This is a genomic window from Microvirga sesbaniae, from assembly GCF_025460805.1.
In the GTDB taxonomy this organism is placed as follows: Bacteria; Pseudomonadota; Alphaproteobacteria; order Rhizobiales; family Beijerinckiaceae; genus Microvirga; species Microvirga sesbaniae.
In genome coordinates this window covers 1-21,681 of the sequence record NZ_JAMXFJ010000033.1, presented here as the reverse complement: position 1 = coordinate 21,681, position 21,681 = coordinate 1, and the positions used below count along the sequence as shown (strand labels likewise).

The following is a 21,681-nucleotide window of genomic DNA, read 5'->3' as shown; positions in this document are numbered from 1 at the left end:
AGTGAGTGTCGGATGAGGAGCGCAAAAGGATCACAGGCCAGAAAGGATCTGCCCTACCGCTCCTGTGTCGGCGTCATGCTGATCAACAAAGACGGCTTGGTTTTCATCGGCCGCCGCCGGTCCGAGGCCGATGCAGCCTCCGACGGCTATTCCTGGCAGATGCCCCAGGGGGGCATCGATCCCGGCGAGGAGCCCTACGAGGCCGCTCTGCGCGAACTCTACGAGGAAACCAGCGTCCGCTCCGTGAGACTGCTGGCCGAAGCTCCGGACTGGTATGCCTACGACCTCCCGTCCATGGTGGCGGGTCGGGCCTGGCGCGGGCGCTATCGCGGGCAGAACCAGAAATGGTTCGCGTTCCGGTTCGAGGGCGAGGAGAGCGAGATCAACATCCATCAGCCCGGAGGCGGCGGACACCGGCCCGAGTTCGACGAATGGCGCTGGGAGGAGATGCACCGGCTGCCCGAGTTGATCATTCCGTTCAAGCGGCCCGTCTACGAGAAGGTCGTGGCCGCGTTCTCGCCGCTCTCCTCCCACAGCCTCCAGACGTCCAACCCTGTCTGATCGGGCTGAGCTTAACCTGCCGATGGCGCAGGTTAAGCTTGGACCCGCGACGTCTATACAGTTGATCAGCAAGGCAGCTTGGCGGCGCAGAATGTTCATGAAGATGAACGGGAGCTGTACGTCTTCTCACCCGAACGGGAGTGACGGAACCCTGCCGAAAACGTCTCGTTGATACGCATCGCAGAGCGCTCATGCGAGCGCTCTATTCATGGGAAATTTTGGGAGATCTTGCGATGCGTACGACCTTGATGGCAACGATGACAGCGGCTGCTCTGTGCCTGAGCGTGGCAGCGATGGCTCAGACGAGCGGCGGTTCAGGCGGGAGTTCCGGTGGCGCTGCAGGCGGCGCTTCGGGCGGATCTTCGGGTGGTTCTTCGGGTGGATCGACGATCATGACTCCCGGCGGCTCGTCGGGCTCCGGCGGCGCCGGCGGGGCCGCGTCCGGGTCGTCGAGCGGAACCTCTTCGGGCTCCGCGTCGAGCGGCACGAGCGCACCCTCGGGCGGCCCGGGCGGCTCGAACGACAGCGCCTCGTCCGGCGCGCCCGGCGGAACGCGCGGCTCTGCGTCCGGAACGGCCTCCGGCGGAACGAGCGGAACCACGAGCACGACCGGCAATACCGCGGGTCAGAAGGGTGGAACCGCCAATACGACCGGCAGCACCACGTCCTCCGGCAGCACGAGCGTGAACGTGACGTCCGAGCAGCGCACTCAGATCACCGAGTCGTTCCGCAGCGTGCACGTTCAGCCGCTCAACAACATCACCTTCAGCGTCAGCGTCGGCTCGACCATTCCGACATCCGTGACAACCCTCTACGATTGCCCCGACAACGTCGAACGGATTCTAACCGGCCTGCCGGAATGCAAGTACGTGGTCGTGCGCGACCAGATCGTGATCGTGGAGCCGAGCTCCCGCCGGATCGTCACGGTGATCGAGCACCGAGGCTGATCGGCGTCATCCTTCGCGGACATGCATCGAACAAGCCGCGTCCGCAACCCATCGGCTGCGGACGTTCGCATCCGGAATCGTGACCCGCGTGCTTGCGACGGCAACCTCGCGGCCGTCGCGCGGCGGGATGCGAACCCTATCGTGACCTGTCGGAATCCGTGAGTTTCCGCGAGGATGCCTCACGCGGCATAGGGAAAGATGCAGATCTCGGCGTCAGGTATCTGTCGCTTGCGGTGGTCCGCGAGCAATTCCAAGGCGATCTGCGCGTAGAGGCGGAACTCGTCCTTGACGCTGTCGCGTTCCTGCTCCCAGGCATGATGATCGTCTTCGGCAGTGTAGAGCGCACGGGCAACGAATTCGATTTCAGCTTCCATCACAAGCCCCTCCTTGGCTCTGAAGGCAATTGATGATGTATGCCGAAAATTCCCCATGGCGCAGGTTCGCGCCGCCCCGATCACAATCCGCATCTCTCTTCGGCGGCGCCATTTGTTCCAAAGAGAATGCCGCCTGCAAGATGGCAGATGGGGTAGCCCGAAAGCGCTAGCGCATCGGACGGACCCAGAGGTCCGCCTCATCCGATGCGCCGGTCAAGAGAGGGAGCCTCGGATGAATCCCAAAAGGGGTGTCCGCTTTTCACTGGCGTGGCCCTTCGGGTCGCTGACGCGGCCCTCTGGGTCACGTCCGAGGCTCTAGCACCGGGTGTGGAGATCAGGACCGGGCCGTGGGCCGGCTGGCGGGCCGCCGCCACACCGGCGCGAGTCCATGCTGCTCTGCACGGCTTCAGACCACCTGCGCCCGAACGCGCGAGGCGGACGAGGTTTTGTCAGGGTTCGAAGCCTGCCTGGTTGGCCCATCATCCACGCCTCCCCGGGAAGGAGCAGCGGCGAAGCGATCCTCCTAGGGAAGCCTTCGCAGCGCCGCGGCGATATCGGCCTCAATCGCCTTGGCAATGGGCTGCCGATAATGCGACGTATCGAAAAACAGGTCCGACACATGGATTTCGGGTCTGTCGACCAGCCAGTCAACCACAGCTGTCCTGGTGTGGTCTCGTTGGACCGCCTGCGCCGCCGCCTTGCAGGCGTGCAGCAGGAATGCCTGCTCAGTTCCAGGCGGCGGGAGGGCATTGCCGTAGACGGGCGGCATCACCAGGAGCAGAGCGGTTTCCTCGGGCAGTGTGACGGCGAGTTCCCTGAGCCTCGCAACTGCGGGGAACCGCCTCTCGGCGTTCTTGGGGTCATGGTCATAACGGACGGCGTCGGCATAAGGCTTCTGATCCAAGCGCCGGCGAATGCCCGGATCCGTCGTATAGCCCAGCCCAATGTATTCAGGCTCATAGTCCCAGTAACCGTCCGGCCGGGCTCGCTCGGATGCGGCTCTGAAGAGATAGTCGATACGCTGCGACACCTCTTCCAGCACGTCGAAACGCACAAGCCCTCGGACATAGTCCAGAGGATTGGCGCTGTAGAGCCAGAAAGGAAAAGGTTTGTCGTTTGGCAACTCCGGATCGGACCTGCACCAGAAATCGTCGATGCTCACGACGACGGCCTTGGGTGCCTCCTTTCGATGGCGCAGAAACCAGTCGATCAGCTTCAGATGCTCCTTCGCCCCTGACGCCGGTGTCGCCAATTGAACGAAGTTCAGCCCGGTGAGATGCTTCAGGCGATCGGGAGCAATGAGCTGGATGTGAGAATTTCCGACGATCACGGCATTGAAGGCTTGGTCCCGGCCACGGCTGGCATTGGCCGTTCGGGGCCCTTGAGGGCGTACGCCCGGCTTCGTGAAGAGAGACGACCGGCCGGTGTCGTAGGGATCAATGACATAGGCGAGAGCGACGAACCCCGTCAGGAGGATTGCAGCTGTGCCCAGGAGCGTGATTGCGAACTGTCGCCAAGGAGCCATTTCAGAGCGGAATGGAAATGAGTTGATGCTTAGCAATATTGCTGGTCGCGTGGATAAAACCACAAGAGAGCGGCGCGGACCATCCTAATCGGTCGCATCGGCATTGACATGTTGAATTTGGCGCGGGCGCAGAAGCATCTGAAACGGCCTGCCTGAGGCGGCGGGATCGCATTGCGAGACCTGCCAAGACAGTGCTGATCGAGCCGCTCGCGCCAGGCGGCGGCTGTCCCCGGCCAAGAGGGCCTCGCCATTCTGCCCGGTGACGGCGTGAACAAGCCGCGGGGTCTGGGGACCGACACGAACACAGTCACGCCAATCCATCCGGGCGGTGCTCGCACGGTTGTGCAGATTCCGGACTTGGGCGTGTCTGCCATCACCGATGGACTGATCGATTTCGTGTATGGGCTGCTCGCGCCGTATCGTCAGAACGCCCGCTGGCTGATGAACTCTATGGCGGCAGCCTTCCTCGCGAAGCTGAAGGATAGCACCGGCGATTATCTCTGGCGTGAGACCTCTATCGCTGGGCAGCCCGCCGCTCTCCTCGGCGATCCAATGGAGGCGGCGCGAGCTGAGACTTTCTGAACTCAATGCAGAAACAGGAGCCAGTCCTCGCCAACGTTCTCCGACATGATGCGCTCCGACGTGACATCATGGATGGCGCCATCGGAACCTAGGTACTTCAATGTGCCATGCGTCTCGAGGATCAGGTCCATGAGTGCAGCAGCACCTTCACGGACAGCATTGAACTCAAGGACGATCATGGGGCGGTCACGTCGGATGATCTTCTTCATACCTTGATAGATTTGGTACTCACCGCCTTCAGCGTCGACCTTGATGAAGTCAACTTTGCGCTCGTTGCAACAAATCTCATCGATTGCAACCGTGGGGACCTGGATGATCTCTGCATCAGGCGAGATGTAGCCTGCGGGTACCATCCTTGCATTCTTTGGCTCGTTGTAAGGGGTGCTGAAAGTCGCTGTGCCGGAAGTATTCGACACCGCCGAGCGCAATACTCGGCCCCGTGCGCGAACCTCACCAAACGCTAAAGCATCGGACCCAAAAGTGGACTTGCACTTTTGGGATCCATCCGATGCTTTCTTCTTGGATGAGAGCATCGGTCAGAACGGACCCAGCGGGCCGCGCCAGCGACCCGAAGGGCCACGTCAGTGAAAACCGGATCCACTTTTCCGTCCGATGCTCTAGAGTCGACGCTCTGACGTCGTCGGGCTCGTCCGGCAACACGTGCGAGATGGTCGATTGAAGCTTCGCGTCTTCAAGAACCGCCTGCGTAAGCATGTTGAGGGTGAGATCCCTGTGCTGCCCGAGTTGCAGGAGGTCATCGACACCACCCCTGACTAGCGCATCGGACGGACCCAGAGGGCCGCGTCAGCGGAAAGTGGACCCGGTATTCGCTGACGCGGCCCTTCGGGTCAATCGCGTGGCCCTTCGGGTCGCTTGCGCGGCCCGCTGGGTCCGCCTTATCCGATGCGCCGGTCAAGAGAAGGAGCCTCGGATGAATCCCAAAAGTGGTGTCCACTTTTCACGTCCGAGGCTCTAGGGTGATCTGACGTTCATGATCTCGAACCACGGCCGCGCCTGGTCGAGTGGCGACAGCTTCGGCAACCGATTTCGCGATTGGTGTACTGAACCCAGTCAGCCTCATTGTTCGCCGCACGGCCTGCGGAAGGCAGGGGCAACCATCGCCGCGGAGAACGGCGCATCCGAGTCTCAGATCATGGCGATCTAGGGCTGGTCCGACATGAAGATGGTTTCGCACTAAACCCGTAAAGAAAACCGAAAGCGGCTCGCTGGAGATGCCGCGCACCTCATGGTGCCGCGCCAAACCGCAACCAAAACTGTCCCACTTTCGGGCTCGATTGAAGATAGTGGGACAAAAACCCCGAAAAAGACGAGGAAAAGCAATGCGATCTAAAGGCTATGGTGCCCCTGGCCGGGATCGAACCAGCACTCCTTGCGGAACTCGATTTTGAGTTTTGTGCGAGAACTTTCCGGCACTTTCCCGATGTTTCCTCTTGTATCCAGAACCCTTTGAAAGCATTTTGTTTATATTGCGCCACCATTCCTGGCGTATCCTCATGTTTGAAGTTCGGTGCCGACATGGTGCCGACACGGAGCGGTCAAGGCATATGCCGAGGATTACAAAACGCCTTGTAGATGGGCTGGGCCCTGACGACGTGGGGCGCATTGTCCGTGACGACGAACTGACCGGGTTCGGGGTGCGCCTAAACGCCGATGGATCAAGAACCTACCTGGTTGAGTATCGAGCCGGGCGGGGGAGGGGCTTTCCCACGCGAAGACTTTCGATTGGCCGTCATGGGGTGCTGACGCCGGAGCAGGCTCGCCAGGAGGCTAAGAAGCTTCTCGGCCAAGTCGCACATGGTGAAGATCCGGCTGGCAACAGGGCTGCACGGGCAAAGGATCGGACTGTTAAGGACATTCTATTGACGGCGCTCAAAGAGCATTGGAAGCCGAAGCGGAAGGCCAGTACGGCTAAAGCCTTCGAGGAGATGATCAACCGGACGCTCATACCGGAATTTGGGTCAACCCGGCTTCCTGACCTGACGCGGGCCCAAATCAGGGCTTGGCATTCGAAGCAGACTCATCGCCCCCGACAGGCAAATTTGGATCTCGCAATCCTGAGGAAGGCGCTCAATCTTGCCGTTGCCGATGACCTCTTGAGAGATAATCCGGCTCGCGGGATAGCCCCCCATCCTGAAAAGAGCCGCGACAGGGTGCCGACTGATAAAGAGTTGCGGGCCGTCTGGAAGGCCATAGACGAAGCTCCGATCCGAACGAGCGCGAAACTAATATTTAAGCTCCTCCCTCTGACTGGCTGTCGGCGCGGGGAGTGGCAGTCTGCTCATTGGAACGACGTAGACCTGGAAGCGGGTGTTCTCCGGCTCCGTGCCGAGAATGCAAAGGCGGGGGCGAGAACAGTTCCACTGCCGGGGCCTGTCGTTGCGCTTTTGAAGATGGCCCTAAGGGATAGCCAGTGGGTGGCCCCCAATGACGAGGGGGACGGCCCCCTTAGTAATTCCAACCTTCGAGATGCCTGGGCGGCTGTGCTCACCGAAGCGAACGTGAAAGATTTGCATCTGCATGACCTTCGCCATGCGTTTGCCACGCGAGGCGCGGCGCTTGGGGCGAATGCGCTTATTCTTCGCGATGCACTCGGCCATAAAACACTCGCCATGACGGGCCGATATGTCTCTCGGCAAACCGATCCTGTGCGCGAACTATCGGAGCGTATCGCGGCCTCGATCCTTGGGGCGGCCGAGGTGTCTTCAGCCAATGAAGATGCAGTCAAGGCTACTGATCCAATGTCCATTCGGGGGGCGCAGGGCACGTAGTCTGAGACGGCACACGGCTAGGGCGGCCACCCGAAAGCCCCGACCGCACCGGGGCTGCCGTGTGTCACCTTTCATGGTGCGGGCAATGCATGTGCGGTGCTGAATGCCGAAAGCCAAAGCGAAGTTGCCGGGGGCAACGGTTACTAACGCGCTCGATTTTTGTCCAACGGACGAGTTTTGGGCCGTAGCTGACAAACACATGGGGCAGCTGTCCGAGGACAACCGAAACCAGCTCGTCAGGATTGTGTATTCGTATTACTCCTCTGTCCAATTCGAGCTAAATGCCGCCGATCTTAATATGGCACTGAAGCGCCTTCAGGACATCGAGAAGGCTGCGAACGCTTTCTGGCAGGCATTAATGCCTGGTTGGGAGAGTGACCCGGCAAGGGAGGCGAACCATCACGTTGAGCACTTAATCAATCAGGCTCTCGCAAGGGGGGGGCGCAGCTTCTTTCTCGGCCCCCCTTTGATCCCGGATGAGGAACGATATGTGGTTCCCCACTCAGACTCCGATCCTGAGTCTGAAAACCCGGACGATATTCAGGAGTGGGTCAGGCGGGACTGGTGCGAACAGCGACTCCGTGATTTTTCGGTTGATCAGATGGTCCATACTATGACCGCGTTCGTCATAGCGTGTGATCAGGCTGCTCGAGAAATGGGATCGTACAGCGATGGGCGCTATTATCGACCCGGGGAGAGCTGGGAGAGATTAATCAAGAACCTGACGTTCTTCTGGCTTGATCTTGGCATGGTAGTCACGGCCGCGAAGCGCAGCGACCCCGATAAGCCGCCTTCGCCGTTTGTAGCCTTTGCTTCCGACTTGCAGGCGCAATTCCCGCCCGACTTTCGGCGGTCTACGCAAAGCCTTGAGGCGCTGGAGAGCAATCTATCGAAAATTGTACCGAGAGCCAAAGAAGAATGGCAGGACGCGAAACGAAAGGAGCGAACATCTTAAACGCCCTACGTATCCCTTGATGTGCAGCCGCCAGCCCCAAAACAAAGCCTATGACCTTGGCCTGATGGGTGCTTATTAGTCTTAGCCGTGCCCGACGTTAGCGGGTGTTTCCTTAGGGGTAAGAACGGCAATGACTACAAACGAATACGTCGATACGCGCAGGCTGGCAGAGATTACCGGAATTAGCGCATCCACCTGGAACAAGCGCCGCCTCACTGGCGATACTCCCCCCTTCTCAAAAATCGGCAAGTCCGTCCGCTATCACGTCCCGACCGTCAAGGAATGGATGACTGAACGAGCCCGGCGCTCGACTTCGGAGCTGGCGGCAAGCGCCTAAATATTCCCCAAAAAGAAATCCCCCAACACGCAACCGGCAAAGTCCGTGCAAGGGGAAAATAGGAATTTTCAAAGATGATTACTCATAACACACCCCATAAACGGGGCAACCCTTTTTCATGCCGTAACCATGAGGTAACTGGCCTCAGGGCTCGCACAGATGATGGACGCGAGTTGAAGTTGTCCAAGCGGCTTGCATGGATGGCTTACATCCTGCACGAAGCCGGCCTTCGTGGTGTAACGACTCTTGAATGGCCTGGCCGCCGCCTTTCACATTACGTGATGTGCCTGCGGCGCGATTATGGCCTTAGCATCGAGACCGAGCGTGAGCGCCATAGCGGACCCTTCGAGGGAACGCACGGGCGCTACAAGTTGCATACTCCGCTTGTCGTGATGGAAGTCATCCGTGCGGGGGATCGTGCTCATGGCTAATCCTGTTCGCACCTATCCCGAACAGGCCGGGCAGCCTGGCACTGCCCTTTATAGTGCCTGGGTTTCTGGCCTCATTGATCGCGGCCAGTATGAAGCCGGGCGCCGACTGGTTGACCTGTGGCAGAAGTCCGACAGCGAAGCCGCCAAGGCCCGGCTCTCCGCAGCCCGTACCATCATGCCCCTTGGCGATGGAGTGGCCTACGTTCTGTCATCCGTATGCCGCGACAATGGCGGCCTTGGATGCGCTGAACGCGCCAATCTTCTGCGCCTCGGGCTCTCTGCTCTCTCCTCTCATTTTGCCAACGGAATGGAGGTGGGCAATGCTTAGTCCGTCCAGTCCGGCTCGTACTGCTGGCACCTTCAACGCTATCAGCAACTTGCTTCCGCGCGAAGTGACAGAGATGGAGCGCCTGGGCATTCCGGCTGACGCTCTTGCGGGCCCAACTCCGGTCAAAGCCTCCTATATCGTTTTCGACAACGGAGGCTTTGAATTCGAGCACCATCATAAACACGGAGTGGAGGGCGTTCGCGCCTTCCTCTTCCTCGTATCAGACAGTCTGGGGCTTGCTCGTGATGTTGTGGCCTGGGCTCCACAGATGAACAGGCTAGCAACCTGGCTCGGGCTGGCATGGGCGCTCGGCGAGGAATTGGCCTACCGGCCGCGCCTCTCCGATGGCCTGCCGGTGTGGCGCTCCCCGGTCGAATGGCTGAGGGCAAGGCGAGATGGCCTTTGCCTCGTCCGCTCTCATGTCGCGGCGCATTATCTCGATTGCGCTGGGCCCCTCTTAGCCGAGGATGCCGCCCATGGTGCCGAGTTGAGGCAACTCCTCACGCGCCCGGCTCCCCGCATCCTTATTCCCTCCTCTTCCAGGAAAACAGCGTGACGCATGGATTACGTTGAACTTGACGACACGATGATTGCCGCGTTGCCCGATCCGATTAATGCGGGCGACGCGGTCGAGTGGCCTAGGGGCTATACGCTCAACAGTCGCGGCCTTTGGTTCGACTCTGGCAAGGACGATGCAACGCCTATGCAACTCTCTGGGCCGTTCAGGGTCCTTGGACTCGCTCGCGACCAAGGGGGTGACGGTTGGGCTATCGCTCTTGAATGGCGGGACCGCGACGGGCTCTTGCACCGTCATTTTGTCCCGTTGGCGGATCTGATCGGAGATGGCACCGACGTGGTGAAGCCCCTCGTTTCGGGTGGGCTGGAAATCTCGCCGCAGTCCGACCGGCTCAAGAAGCTCAAGGCCGGGTTCGTCGGCCTCGACTGCCGCAACCGGGTCCGTCTCGTGAAGCGGAGCGGGTGGCACGGGAGTGCATTCGTTCTGCCTCATGTGACCCTTGGCAATGCCGAAGGTGAGAGCGTCGTCTATGACGGCAAAGCCGATGCCGCCCGTTATGCGCAGAAAGGCACCCTTGATGAATGGATCAAACACGTTGCTCAACCTGCGGCCGGCAACTCGCGGCTTATCATGGCGCTCTCCCTCGCCTTCGCCGGGCCACTCGCGGATCTTCTCAACGACGAGGGCGGCGGGGTGCATCTTGTCGGCGGCTCCTCCCTCGGCAAGAGCACAGCGCTTGTCGTTGCCGGCAGCGTGTGGGGAGGCGGCGGACGAGGCGGCTTCACCCAGACGTGGCGGGCGACCGGCAACGCCTTGGAGGCTATCGCGCGGGCTCATTCCGGCACCCTCTTGGCATTGGACGAGCTGGGCGAGTTGGACGCTCGGGAGGCAGGTTCAACCGCCTACCTGCTGGTCAACGGGCAGGGCAAGGCTCGCGGTACCCGTGACGGCGATGCGCGGGTGCGTTCCGAATGGCGCATCATGCTTTTGTCATCCGGGGAAATCGGTCTAGGCGACAAGATTGCTGAGACGGGCAAGCGGGCTAAGGCAGGGCAGTTGATCCGCCTTGTGGACGTGCCGGCCGATGCCGGTAAGCGCCTTGGGCTCTTTGAGGACACGAAGGGCCATGAACCGGCGAACTTCTCCAAGTCCATCAAGGCGGCTTCGCTTCAATACTACGGCACGGCGGGGCAGGCGTTCGCCGCGATCCTTGCTGATAACCCCGACCTTGTGGCCGAGGCCGCGAGGGACCGCATTGAGACAATTCAGCGGAAGATCCTTGAGACAGCAGGCACGAACGGAGGGCAGGCCTTTCGTGTGGCGCAACGGTTCGCCTTGATCGCCGCTGCTGGGGAGCTGGCGCGGGATGCCCTCAATCTTCCTTGGGGGGAGAACGAGCCGGAACGGGCGGCGGCAATCTGCTTCGATGCGTGGCGCTCGACGCTTGGCGGGGAGGGGCCCGGCGAGTTGCTGGCGGCAGTTGAGGCCCTGCGCGCCGCTGTTGAGAAACACGGGGAAAGCAGGTTCCGTCCGCTGCATGAGCTTGCAGCCGATATGCCGGTCAACGGACAGGGCTTCCGCGATTTGATCGGATACCGCTTTCACAGGAACAAGCAACTTTATTGGGGCTTCACAGCCACCGGATGGAAGGAGGTTCTTGCGGGCGTGGCAGAACCCAAGAGCGTTGCGGCGATGCTGGCGGATCGTGGCGAACTCCTCGTGTCGAACTCTGACCGGGCTACCCATCGCTACCATGTGAAGGTCGAAGGCACATCAAAGGCCGTCTATGCGGTCAAGGCCTCGGCTCTTGAACACTAAGGGGAGGCGCATGAACACTGCAACAACCCCTCACCGGGACACCTTTTGGGCGGACCTGCGGGCTCGGGTTGACCAGAAAAAGCGTGTAACCGGTGTAACCCGTACAACCGCTGCAAATTCAAGCGCTTACGAGTTACAGGGCTTTGTAACCCGTGTAACCGGTGTGTCCGTACCTGTCCCTGTTCGTCCTGATGTAGAGGAGCGGCAAGCCATGATGGAGATTGACGGGCATGTTCCGCCCGTTTTCTCCCTCGCCTTTGCGGCCTTCCAGACTGGTTGCCCATCGGATCGCGCGGCAGAGGAATGGCGCCGTGCGATAGACGATGCAGGCCGATTTCTCGACAGCCACGGGCAGCAGGCGGCCTCTCTGCGTTGGCAATCCAATGACCTGTTTGGGGCCGAGGGCCTCGCTTGGGCGATGCGAGGCGCAGCCGTCTCCATGCTTTCCATGTCAGGCGCCCGGCTATCTGATGGCCGTCTCTTTGAGCGTAATCTGAAGGAGTTTCATTGATGGTCGATATCGACGAAAAACAGATACTCAAGGCGGTCACTGTCTCAACAGAGAAAAAACAGAGGAAGACGGCGGCCACCAAGTCGGTTGTTCCTGTGCCTCCGAAGCCCGAAGCAACGGAACGTGACAAGGGGGAGGCGGCCGACGCCAAGGCTCGCATTAGCTCCCGTCGCAAGCGGGTGCAGGTGAATGCCACTGGAGAGGGTGCCAGTATGCAACTTGATGCCTCTCACTCCGATTACGAGGGGTGGGCGGCCCAGCTCAAGGATGCGTTCGGGACGACCTCTCATGACTTCATGGCGCGGTCTATCTCGCTCCTGGCCACGGCCATGCAGCGGTCAGGACAGGGCAGGGCCGAAGGGATCAATGCCGGCTTGGCGGTCGTGGCTGGCGTCCGTCCGGAGAACGAGACAGAGGCCATGCTGGCGGTGCAGATGGCGGCAACCCATGAGGCAGCCATGTCCATGCTCGACATCGCCCGGGGCAATGGCACGGTCCCCGCGATCCAAGCCGCTGGCGGCCTCGCGGTGAAACTCCTCCGCACCTACACGACACAGGTGGAAACCCTCGCCAAGCTGAGACGAGGCGGCGAACAGACAGTGAGAGTTGAGCATGTCCACGTCCATTCCGGAGGCCAAGCCATCGTTGGAGCCGTCAATCATCCCGGAGGGGGTGGGGTCTCCATCGGAAATGGAAGCCAACCCCATGCACCCATCGATCCGAAGGTTATTGCCTTTGCTCCAGGCTCCCCGGTGTGGAGCGAAGACACGCAGCGGGACGCCGTGCCAGTCCCCGGCGGTGAATGGTAAGAGCCGATGCAGGATGCATGGTGGATCGAAGGGCAGCGGAGCCCCAAAGGGCGACAGGAACGGCAGCTATCGGCATGGCCTGTTTACGTGCGAGGCAATTGAGGAAAGACGAGCCATCAAAGAGATGATAGGATTGGTGAGTGAGTTCCTAGGGAGCCTATAGGAGGTGTTGCAAATGCCTGCTAATGGGGTTGTGGCTCTGCCTCTGAATGAACAAGAATGGAAAAGCCAAGAGGATAGATTGCTCCACAACGTGCGGAGCGATATTGAATATTATGACAAAGCTTCGAAGGTCGCACGGATTTGGCATCGGAGCTGCGGTATCGTCGCTATCTTTGCAGCAGCACTAGCCCCGCTTTTTGTGCTCGGAAGCGGACAGAGCAGCACAGTTTTCGGGATTTCTACATCAGTCGCGGGTCAATATGCGCTCTTTCTGACAGTCATAACGGCTATCGTTGAAGGTCTTCGGCGGTTCTTCCGCTTTGAAAATCGTTGGCGAGCCACTTGCAATGCTAGGGCCGCACTGGAGTGTGCCCTCGACGACTACAATGAAGTACGGTACGGCTTAAATGCCAACGCTCAGGAGCGCGTTGCTGCCTATCGGAAACTGCGAAATGAGAGGCAGCGGATAACCCGCGCTGAGACCGAGGAGTTTTTTGGAACCCTCGTTGCACCTCCCGCACAACAAGCCAGTGGACCATAGTGCCATCCAAGTGGCGGGGGCATAGTCGCATCCCCGCCTGCGTCAGCGGATGGTGGGGTGTGGTGAAGCGGCTAGAGTATCGGGAGTCCAGCCCGCCGGCACCTTCCCTCCGGCCCAATAACAGGCCCTCACGACCCTGCTGGGTCCCGTCCCCCATCTTGGCCGCAACCTTCTCCAACACGTCGCGTTGGGTGTTGACCAATAAGCGTCACTCCAGGGGCACCTGATCGCAAGGAGATCCCCATGCGTCGCATTCTGTTGGGTAGCGTGACCATCGCCACCATCGCTCTGGCCGCCGCCACCGCCATGGCCCAGAATCCTCCGCCGCCAGTTCCGGGTGGAAGCGGATCGCAGACGACAAATCCGTCAACTTACCGGGACACGGCTAGGCGCGACCGCGAGCGCTCGATGCTGCTTCAGCAGAAGCAGCTTGGCATGACCACAGGCAGCGTCAGCAAGCATCATACGACCAAGAAGCATCACGGCACGACCCATCACAGCATGTGACCGGGCAGCCTTTGGAACGTTCAGGCCTGGAGGCTCCGATCGATGACCGGAGCCTCTCTTAAGCGCGTAGCCGAGACCGCTCAGGCGCGATCCACGAGACGTGAAACGACCACATCAGCATCAACCCGATCAGCCGGACGAGCAGGATTAGAACGAGCGTTATCCAGTAGCGAGGGCCATTTCTAGGAAAGTCGCCGAACATCACCGCCTCCTAGGACGGATACATGCCCTTCACGAGATTGGGCAGAACTGTGTCCGGGCTTGGCGGGTACCGCCCTCAAGCACTTGCCTTGCGCATCGTGCGGATTTCGGATCCGCTGCTCCAGGCGTCCCTATTCGCTGTTCTCGACAGCCTCGATAGCAGCGGTCCCAACCGCTTCCAGGATCTGGTTCTGCGTCTCTGGGTCGATATTGGCCCACCACTCACGGAAACCTGGCCGCGTCTCCAACTCGGCAAGGACAGCGTCGGCAACCCTTTGAGTCTTATCCATTGCGTGCCTCCATGTAGGCTCGTTCAGCCACGGTCAGCATTCAAGTGCAACCTCATCGCCGCGATCCGCTGACGCGCGGATGAGGTGAAGCGAACCGAAATAGTCCGAACAGGACCTAAGGGTCAGCATCCGGTGCAGATCCCCCGCGTGATGTTCCTCGTCTTCTGATCCCAAGCTCGTTGCCGAGCCTCATCCCTTTCGCGGGCTGCTTTAGCGAGAGCATCCGTTCCCTCGGCTGTGTAGGCCTTGGATGTCGATGCAGTCGGTGTCTGCTGCGGGGGCTTTCTCTCCTCTTTAGCATGGGTTACCTGAGGCATAGCCAATAAGCCGAGAGTGATGGCAATTGTTAAAGCGCGCATGAATGAACTCCTCTTGGAGCTCAAAGGCTGCCCCATTCTCCAGATAGGGCGAGAACTATAAATAACCCGATTCGAATACCATTCCCGTCAGTGCCCGCCACATGTGATGAAGCGGCTAGAGGGAACCTCGGCCTGCCCATGGGCTTCACTTGGGGTAATCCTGCAAGGAGGGGGACATGGTTGGCAGCCCAGATCCACGGGATCCTAAACCAGACGATCCCATATTGCCCGAGCCGACGCCTTTGCCTGAACTCCCCGAGCTTGATCCCGTTCCGGAAGACGGCACCCCGTCAGAACACGGCGATCCCGAGCCCGATGATGTGCCCTATGTCCCCCCACCAGGCACTCAATAACCGGATGGGTCGCTAGAAGATCATATGTCGGAATGGGCTGCTTGAGCATCGTGAGAACCCAGCAGAAGGTTATTCACGATGGTGGATTTACGACCCCTAGATCAGTCCGAGGCCAGCGTCGGACCAACCCGGGCGGCGTAATTCACAAGAAACCCGCCTGTCGGACAGACGGGCTGAGTTGGTTCTGGGGGTATCCAGCTTAGGCCACAAAGTCGAAATCGCTAGCCCGAAGCTTGGCGATATTGAGAACTGTCACGCTGTTGTTGTCGTCGAAGTGGATGACGCTATCCATAGACCCATCTCCGTTGGCATCGGTCCTCTCGATGGTCGCTCCCGTGTATTTCTCCAAAAGTTTTAGGAAGACGCGCTGAGGCAGGTGATCCAACGCTCTTTCCGGGATCGGCGGGAATCCAAAGCCATCAAGCTCAATGGTGTCTTCGCCGTGATGGAAGTCCCCTATGATGTCATTCCCGTTAGCGCGCTCAAACACGAACGTGTCCGCCCCGCCTATCACGCTCCCATCTGAGGTTTCGAAGTCGCCCCACATGTGGTCTTCGGCATTAGTGCCACTAACAAGACGGTCTGCTCCGGCTCTGGCGCCACCATCCATGCTGCGGGCATCACCGTAGAGGGTGTTGAGGGAATCCGCTCCGCCCGTGAGAGTATCGTTACCTCCTTTGGAAGAGGTCATCTCCTGAGCATCGCCAGCAAGCCAGTTCGATGAAGCGTCTGCCCCGCCCGTGAGATTGTCATCCCCGCCCTTCGTGCCCTTTGCCATGGAAAAGGCATCACCGAGGAGGAAGTTGTCAGAGTTCACTCCGCCCGCGAGAATGTCATCTCCGCCCTTGGCGCGGTCGTCCATGAAGTAGGCGTCGCCGACGAGCTGATTTGATACTGAGTATGCCCCTCCCATGAGAGCGTCGTCTCCGCCCCTGGAGCGGCCATGCATCTCATAAGCGTCGCCATAAAGATTGTTATAGGAGTTCTCTCCACCTGTGAGGATGTCATCCCCGCCTTTTGAACGACCATGTATGGAGGTGGCATCACCGTAGAGGGTGTTGACTGAGTTTGCCCCGCCCGTGAGGGTATCATTTCCACCTCGGGCGGAGATCATGCTGTCGGCATCGCCCCAGAGCACGTTGTCACCGCGGCCGTTGGTATTAGAATCGACGCCGCCTGTGAGGTTATCGTTCCCGCCGATGCTGCCTTTTGCCATCGCAAAAGCATCGCCGTACAGGAGATTGTGCCCCTCGCGCCCGCCCGTGAGAGTGTCGTTCCCACCCTTAGAGCACTCATGCATCTCATAGGCATCGCCATAGAGCAGATTGTAGGCAGCATAGTAGCCAGTCAGAGTATCATCTCCGCCTACGGAGTGGCCATCCATGGCCCAGGCATCACCGACCAATTGGTTCTCGGTATCCGATCCGCCTCTCAGATCATCCTTCCCGCCCTTGGAGTAGTTGTACATCTCAAACGCATCGCCATAGAGCAGATTGAGGGAGTCTACGCCTCCCTGGAGAGTATCGTCTCCACCTGCGGAGCGGCTCATACGATAGGCATCACCGTAGAGTGTGTTGTTGGGGGACGAAAAACCGCCCCTGAGACTGTCGTCTCCACCCTGAGAAGAGGTCATTTCATAGGCGTCGCCATAGAGGAAATTGGTAGTGCTACCTCCAGCGGCCGCTTCGCCGCGCCCCACGAGAATGTCGTCCCCGCCCATAGATGACGACATCCGATAGGCATCGCCATAAAGGACATTGAGAACACTACCCCCTCCTGGAGTGAAAAATCCGTCGATGGTCCCGCCCGTAAGGCTGTCATCGCCGCCTTGGGCGCCGTTTTCCATGGCCGTGGCGTCGCCATAGAGTTCGTTTTCAATCGAACTCGCACCGTCGCTGATGAGGTTCCCGCCCGTCAGGGTATCGTTCCCGCCCGTGTCAGGGGTGCCGGGCGGAGAGATTGCCCCATCGGTGTCGCCATAGATTTGGTTCGTCTCACCGTCGGTGCCAGTTAGGATGTTGTTCCCGAACGTTCCAACCAGGTACGCCATAGGATGCTCCTCATGATGCGAGAGCCTCAGCAACGAGTCTGAAGCGCCGTACCGGGCCCCGGTATGCCCTCTGCCGCTTCTGTGTTTGGATGGGCGGCTGTTCAACGAGCATGGCGGAAGATTTGGGCTGCTTTAAAGGTGCAAAAGCACTCTTTAGGAGTAAACATGGCTCTGGAGTAGGGACGAAGTGGGTCGGTGAGCAGGATTGCGGGAGAAGATTGGAAAGGACTTCTTTCGATTCCAAACAATGGCCAAGCAGCCATCAGCGCCAATTGTAGACGTTTACCATTAGCTTACTGGGGATGATGAACCTGGAGGCATCCCACCGACTACGCCCGAGGAAGTCCCGAGCCCTGGAGAGCCGTTAGGTGTGCCTCCCACGACACCCCAGGAGGTGCCAACTAGGACGCCGTCTTTCCTGAGCCGCGGCATTGAGCGCAGCCTCATCCCCGCCCGTGTAAGGCAGAGTGTGGTGAGGCGATTTGTCGATGGTGCGGGCGGAGGGACTCGAAACCCCACAGCTTGCGCCGCTGGAGCCTAAATCCAGTGCGTCTACCAATTCCGCCACGCCCGCACGTGGTGGGCCCAGAGGGACTTCAACCAGACGGTTATGAGCGGCCGGCTCTAACCATTGAGCTACGGGCACCACGACGTCGTGATACTTGGTCTTCGCTATATTGAAAATGGTGCGGACGACGGGAATCGAACCCGTTCGGGCAAGCCCGAGGGATTTTAAGGAAGACGACATGGTTGGCAGCCCCGATCTAAAGGATCCGAGACCGGGCGACCTAGTATTGCCGGAGCCGGCTCACTCAGTTTTAACCTCTATCACTACCTCCGCTCTGCGCGTCGCTTTATCTGACGCACTTGAGCCAATTGGCCCCGCAGAATGTCGATTGCGTCCTCTTCAGCGGGGGTGAGATTTTCCAGCTTCACATGGCTGAGAAGCACCTCCAGTGCGTCTCCAATCCGTCCGAGTTGCCGGCCATAACTCCCGACTTCATCAAGAACCTTTTGCTCAATGTCAGGGCGCGGCGTCTGTCCGAGGCTGATGTTGAAGAGCCCAAACTGCATACCTTGCTGGTTGAACGTCCAGGGGAGAATGTCTTGCCAGAGGTTCTGGGGAGCCAACGATGCTTGAACTGTAAGAGGGGCAGTCTTTGTCATGGGTGCTCCTTCGAGACATTGACTACATCTACTCAGGCCATTGTCTATCAAGCCACATTACATACACCGTCTGAATACCGGAGGCTTCTCAGTCGCAACACTACCAACGATTGACCGGTCGACGAGGCGCCCATCTACAAGCTGAAAATGGACACGCACGGCGACGGCAGTACCGGCTCGCAAACATGTTCCATCAGTGCGCCACCCATCGCGAGAGCGCTGTAGTGGGGGATCTACCTGGCAGGTGCTGTCACCTGCAATGACGTCTTTCGAGGAGATAACAAGTCGCCGCTGGTTGTTGGGATCGCCACAGGTAGTTCCCTGCTGCACCCACTCCCCGAAAGGCGTGTCCGTCGCTGGGATGGCAGACACTCCCTTGATGGCTTCCTCGACCGTCCTGTCCCAAGTGTCATTGGCGGGTAGGCCATTGGCGACTTTGAAATCGGTGAGGGCTGATCTTGAAGCCATACCCCAGACGCCGTCACCAACCTTCCGGTAATAACTAAGTTGAGCCAGACGCTGTTGGATCGCCAGAGCATCTCCAGGGTTCAAGGGATGTAAGGATGCGCCTTCACGCGCTGCAAAAGGCACATAGAGCCCAGCAACATTCGCGTCGGTGAGATTGGCTACATAGGTAGAAGGAGCGGCCGTATATCGATCGTCAAAGACCGCGAGCTGGGTTTTCATGTCCCATCTATCATCCGAGCCTAGGCCATTGCGGGTCTTGAAATCCCGGAGGGCTACACGGGATCTCTGCCCCCATACACCATCGATCAGGCCTTGAAAGAAACCACGCTCTTGAAGCCGACGCTGAACCTGCGCAGCGGCTTCCAGGTTTGCTAGGTCTAGGACCTGTGGCTCAAGGACAGGCTCCTCCGGACGCCGTACTGCGTATGCTGGTCTTTGGGCAGGAGGAAGCGCTACCGTCTTGGTTTCAGTTGGTGGCACTGGGCCGCCAGGTTCGGGATAAAGCGTCCGAGCGTTCGGGTCATAGTAACTTGCGTCTGGATCTCGAATGGCTGGAGCCTGCGGGGGCTCCTGTCGCGTGGCGACCTGGGTGTCCGGTGAAGGTTCAAATTTCTTCACGTGTAAGCCGAGTGCTTCCGCTTTTCGGAAGCTCAGCATTTCCGCGCCATCGGGTGGCGCGCTTGTGAAGAAGACGATTGCGTCTTGGCTCAGTCCAAGGGATTGAAGATAGGCTCCGACCAACGCATTCCCTGGTCCGGTCTCAACCTTCCTACCGTTTTCCAACTTCCAAGCGGCATGGAAGGCTATCCGTGCCTCGGGTCCAGCCCATTTCGTTTTTCCCCCGAGCCAAGCGAGGGCACAGGCAGATGCGCAGAGTGCGTCATCAGGAACAAGGGTACTGAAACCTTTGAGACGGATTGCTTTGCCGATTTCTATCCCTGCAATGAGATTGCCACCGATACTGTCAAACATCACGACAGCGTCTTTGAGGCGCAAGACCTTATCTGTGAACGCATCCTCGTCTCGAAGGTTGAGTTCGCCCTCGACCGATACAATTGTGATGTCTTTTTCCGGGAAGACTTTGATTTCAGCGCCTTTACTGCTTGGGCACGCAGCAAGAAGCAAAGAGATACCAACGACCCCTCTAAGCTTCTTCATCGTTAGTGCCCCGCAGCAAGTTTCCAGAAAACTGTATGAGCAATTCGGTCCAGGCGCCATCCGACATTTAGTAGATCTAAGTTATTCTTTTTGGTTGCTCGACCCGATTGGCTGCCAGACGGCAAATGCGGTTACAAAGGTCACAAAGCGCTGTAACCGATAAGTTATTGATATCACTGCGGTTACGAGGGTTACATCGGTTACACGCAAAATCAGGTTAGCCGAATCACGGACAATCTACGGCGCGACACGCGTCCTAGTCTTTGCTGCCGGCCTGCGGCTTCGCCAGTTCCGCCATAGGCTTCTTTAGGTCCTCAATGAGAACCTAAATGGTAGCGTCGACAAAGGGGCACCCGGCTTCGAGTGCTACGGGGCCTGCTTTAGCGAACTTGTCGAGCATTTCGGGGCGCATTCTGAGGAAATGGTCCCGGATCCCGTCTAGGGTTAGCTCCTCCCGAGTTGCCGCTTCTAGTCGTATGTGTCAGTTGGCATGAATAATGAGCTTTTCCAGAATGTGGAGACGCGTAAGCACGACCTCTTGAAGGTTATGCGAACGCTCCTGCGGGAGGGCTAACCCCACTCACGCGGCTGCCCTCTATGCGATGGCGCCCTAGAATGACGGCAATGGAACCCCGCGCCGCCTTGATCCTCCTCCTATCCATTTTCCTCGGCCTTCTGCTTCTGGCCCGAGCACATGCCGAAACCTTCGACGGCCGCCGCGTCGTCATCATTGACGGGGACACGATAGCGATAGGGTCGGAACGGGTGCGGATCCTGAACGTGGACACGCCTGAAACCTTCCGCCCTCGATGCGAGGCCGAGCTAGTGGCTGGCCTCAAGGCCAAGGAGCGACTTGCCGAGCTGCTACGGGCTGGGCCTGTTGGGATCGACCGCCACGGGGAAGACCGATACAGGCGCACCCTCGCTCGGCTGTCGGTCGGCGGCCGTGATGTTGGCTCAGTCCTGATTGCCGAAGGACTTGCCCTGCCTTGGAAGGATGGCCGAGCGGCCTGGGAAGTGCGTCGGCGCCATTGGTGCGGATAGAGCCAAGGCTATGCCCTCAATCAACCACTTCCCATCTCGCGGATCTGCGGGCCGGTCACTCTTCAGCAGGCCAACGCCTTCCTTCCACCCTCGTCCTCAGTCGGGCTATCCTTCCTCCTCGGGGGAAGCGCCTATGCTCAATACGTTCCTAAATGTGTGCCTTGCTATCTTGGCACTAGTCTATGCCTGTATCGGCTGGGTATACGTTTCACCGCATATCGAGAAGCACCGGGCTTCTCGCCCTCCCAAGGGGCGCGTTCGCGTGCTTGTGGAGCATTCCGGCTTGTTCCTCCTCAAGCTGCTGGGCGGGGCAATTCTTGGGGTGCTGGTCCTGATGCTGCTCTCGTACCTTATGCGGTTCATCGCGTGAGACTCTATTGGATGAAAACCTCTGAGGCCTGGCTTGACGATAGCTTGCTGGAGACGAGCTGGACCTGCTTTGACGAGGACAAGCCGGATCGCGACGGCAACAGCCATTGACCGACGGCGCTGTCCACAACGGAGTATCCGGGTCCGTAGCCTCGTTCAACCCTATTGGGTTTGGCGGCGGCCTATTGGCGCTCCTCGCTCGCCGCCAGCTCCTCGAGGTGCTCGGCCGCCTCAAACAGATGAAACTTGGCTTCGAGCAGCGAGACCTGCTCGGCAAGGGCGCGGATCCTCTCGGCCTGGTGACGATACTCGGCCGCCTTGCTAGGGCGGACCACATCCATGACGCTTGCCTCCGATGGCGCTTCTCGCCTACCAACGTCCACAGCCTATCGTGTAGTTCCGCCCCTTGGTTCAGATGATGAAGAAGTCCTTGTAGGTCAGCTTCAGGTTCTTGCTGAGTTGCGCAAACTCCACGGCGGCCTTGCTGCCTGAGCCATCGGCATCATACGAGAGAATGCCGGTCTTCTT

The 21,681-nt window shown here is 59.3% G+C and carries 23 protein-coding genes, 1 tRNA gene and 2 pseudogenes; 16 read left to right on the top strand and 10 right to left on the bottom strand.

The genetic code is table 11. The features are described from left to right. Positions 1-12 precede the first annotated feature (12 nt). Complete coding sequence (locus tag OCW50_RS26630; protein WP_262299657.1) at positions 13-561, top strand: RNA pyrophosphohydrolase; 549 nt, start codon at positions 13-15, stop codon at positions 559-561. 392 nt (positions 562-953) lie between these two features. Further along, a complete protein-coding gene (locus OCW50_RS26625) occupies positions 954-1,508 on the top strand; it encodes a DUF1236 domain-containing protein (protein ID WP_262299656.1) in 555 nt (184 codons plus the stop codon). Between the two features lie 179 nt (positions 1,509-1,687). Here OCW50_RS26625 and OCW50_RS26620 read toward each other — a convergent pair whose 3' ends face one another. Next, positions 1,688-1,882, bottom strand: coding sequence for a hypothetical protein (locus OCW50_RS26620; RefSeq protein WP_262271433.1), 195 nt, complete (start codon positions 1,880-1,882; stop codon positions 1,688-1,690). Positions 1,883-2,405: 523 nt separating this feature from the next. Further along, on the bottom strand, positions 2,406-3,212 hold the full coding sequence (locus tag OCW50_RS26615) for a hypothetical protein (protein WP_262299655.1): 807 nt from the start codon (positions 3,210-3,212) through the stop codon (positions 2,406-2,408). Between the two features lie 417 nt (positions 3,213-3,629). Here OCW50_RS26615 and OCW50_RS26610 point away from each other — a divergent pair. Beyond that, positions 3,630-3,989, top strand: a pseudogene (locus tag OCW50_RS26610) (phage major capsid protein); the annotation flags it as partial. A 2-nt stretch (positions 3,990-3,991) separates the two neighbouring features. On the opposite strand, the gene OCW50_RS26605 reads toward OCW50_RS26610, so the two are convergent. Further along, entirely contained in the window at positions 3,992-4,522 is a 531-nt protein-coding gene (locus OCW50_RS26605; RefSeq protein WP_262299654.1) for an FkbM family methyltransferase, read from the bottom strand. Between the two features lie 1,032 nt (positions 4,523-5,554). Between OCW50_RS26605 and OCW50_RS26600 the strand changes: the two genes are divergently transcribed. The 11 genes from OCW50_RS26600 (at position 5,555) to OCW50_RS26565 (ending at position 13,694) form a co-directional block, all read left to right on the top strand. Next, positions 5,555-6,778 carry a tyrosine-type recombinase/integrase gene (locus OCW50_RS26600; RefSeq protein WP_262299653.1) on the top strand — a complete coding sequence of 408 codons (1,224 nt, stop codon included), beginning with the start codon at positions 5,555-5,557 and terminating at the stop codon, positions 6,776-6,778. A gap of 103 nt (positions 6,779-6,881) precedes the next feature. Further along, positions 6,882-7,733: a hypothetical protein gene (locus OCW50_RS26595; protein WP_262299652.1), complete on the top strand. Its 852-nt coding sequence runs from the start codon at positions 6,882-6,884 to the stop codon at positions 7,731-7,733. Between the two features lie 411 nt (positions 7,734-8,144). Then, positions 8,145-8,501, top strand: coding sequence for a winged helix domain-containing protein (locus OCW50_RS33495; protein WP_373371519.1), 357 nt, complete (start codon positions 8,145-8,147; stop codon positions 8,499-8,501). After that, complete coding sequence (locus tag OCW50_RS26590; RefSeq protein WP_262299651.1) at positions 8,494-8,829, top strand: hypothetical protein; 336 nt, start codon at positions 8,494-8,496, stop codon at positions 8,827-8,829. The genes OCW50_RS33495 and OCW50_RS26590 overlap by 8 nt, the downstream gene beginning before the upstream one ends. Further along, positions 8,822-9,385 carry a hypothetical protein gene (locus OCW50_RS26585; RefSeq protein ID WP_262299650.1) on the top strand — a complete coding sequence of 188 codons (564 nt, stop codon included), beginning with the start codon at positions 8,822-8,824 and terminating at the stop codon, positions 9,383-9,385. The genes OCW50_RS26590 and OCW50_RS26585 overlap by 8 nt, the downstream gene beginning before the upstream one ends. Positions 9,386-9,388: 3 nt before the next feature. Next, positions 9,389-11,164, top strand: a complete 1,776-nt coding sequence (locus tag OCW50_RS26580; RefSeq protein ID WP_262299649.1) for a DUF927 domain-containing protein — start codon at positions 9,389-9,391, stop codon at positions 11,162-11,164. 211 nt (positions 11,165-11,375) lie between these two features. Continuing rightward, positions 11,376-11,675: a hypothetical protein gene (locus tag OCW50_RS26575; protein ID WP_262299648.1), complete on the top strand. Its 300-nt coding sequence runs from the start codon at positions 11,376-11,378 to the stop codon at positions 11,673-11,675. Next, positions 11,675-12,484: a hypothetical protein gene (locus OCW50_RS26570; RefSeq protein WP_262299647.1), complete on the top strand. Its 810-nt coding sequence runs from the start codon at positions 11,675-11,677 to the stop codon at positions 12,482-12,484. Before OCW50_RS26575 ends, OCW50_RS26570 begins: the two co-directional genes overlap by 1 nt. After that, positions 12,366-12,647 carry an HGGxSTG domain-containing protein gene (locus OCW50_RS33265; protein ID WP_315974481.1) on the top strand — a complete coding sequence of 94 codons (282 nt, stop codon included), beginning with the start codon at positions 12,366-12,368 and terminating at the stop codon, positions 12,645-12,647. The genes OCW50_RS26570 and OCW50_RS33265 overlap by 119 nt, the downstream gene beginning before the upstream one ends. Positions 12,648-12,659: 12 nt before the next feature. Then, complete coding sequence (locus OCW50_RS33490) at positions 12,660-13,187, top strand: DUF4231 domain-containing protein (protein WP_373371518.1); 528 nt, start codon at positions 12,660-12,662, stop codon at positions 13,185-13,187. 243 nt (positions 13,188-13,430) lie between these two features. Further along, complete coding sequence (locus tag OCW50_RS26565; RefSeq protein ID WP_262299646.1) at positions 13,431-13,694, top strand: hypothetical protein; 264 nt, start codon at positions 13,431-13,433, stop codon at positions 13,692-13,694. A 332-nt stretch (positions 13,695-14,026) separates the two neighbouring features. On the opposite strand, the gene OCW50_RS26560 is transcribed toward OCW50_RS26565, so the two are convergent. From OCW50_RS26560 to OCW50_RS26535, 6 genes and pseudogenes are all read right to left on the bottom strand, one after another. After that, entirely contained in the window at positions 14,027-14,185 is a 159-nt protein-coding gene (locus OCW50_RS26560) for a hypothetical protein (RefSeq protein WP_262299645.1), read from the bottom strand. A 911-nt stretch (positions 14,186-15,096) separates the two neighbouring features. Next, positions 15,097-16,947 (bottom strand): autotransporter outer membrane beta-barrel domain-containing protein, encoded by a 1,851-nt coding sequence (locus OCW50_RS26555; RefSeq protein WP_262299644.1) that lies wholly within the window; start codon positions 16,945-16,947, stop codon positions 15,097-15,099. Between the two features lie 489 nt (positions 16,948-17,436). Further along, positions 17,437-17,521, bottom strand: a tRNA-Leu gene (locus OCW50_RS26550). A 110-nt stretch (positions 17,522-17,631) separates the two neighbouring features. Then, positions 17,632-17,788: pseudogene (locus tag OCW50_RS26545) on the bottom strand. After that, entirely contained in the window at positions 17,779-18,114 is a 336-nt protein-coding gene (locus OCW50_RS26540; RefSeq protein ID WP_262299643.1) for a hypothetical protein, read from the bottom strand. The pseudogene OCW50_RS26545 and the gene OCW50_RS26540 overlap by 10 nt, the downstream one beginning before the upstream one ends. A gap of 57 nt (positions 18,115-18,171) precedes the next feature. Next, positions 18,172-19,740, bottom strand: a complete 1,569-nt coding sequence (locus OCW50_RS26535) for a peptidoglycan-binding protein (RefSeq protein ID WP_262299642.1) — start codon at positions 19,738-19,740, stop codon at positions 18,172-18,174. A 597-nt stretch (positions 19,741-20,337) separates the two neighbouring features. On the opposite strand from OCW50_RS26535, the gene OCW50_RS33485 reads away from it, so the two are divergent. Beyond that, complete coding sequence (locus tag OCW50_RS33485; protein ID WP_373371517.1) at positions 20,338-20,784, top strand: thermonuclease family protein; 447 nt, start codon at positions 20,338-20,340, stop codon at positions 20,782-20,784. Between the two features lie 133 nt (positions 20,785-20,917). Next, a complete protein-coding gene (locus OCW50_RS26525) occupies positions 20,918-21,154 on the top strand; it encodes a hypothetical protein (protein ID WP_262299640.1) in 237 nt (78 codons plus the stop codon). Between the two features lie 181 nt (positions 21,155-21,335). Here OCW50_RS26525 and OCW50_RS26520 read toward each other — a convergent pair whose 3' ends face one another. Next, on the bottom strand, positions 21,336-21,494 hold the full coding sequence (locus OCW50_RS26520; RefSeq protein WP_262299639.1) for a hypothetical protein: 159 nt from the start codon (positions 21,492-21,494) through the stop codon (positions 21,336-21,338). Positions 21,495-21,681: the final 187 nt, after the last annotated feature.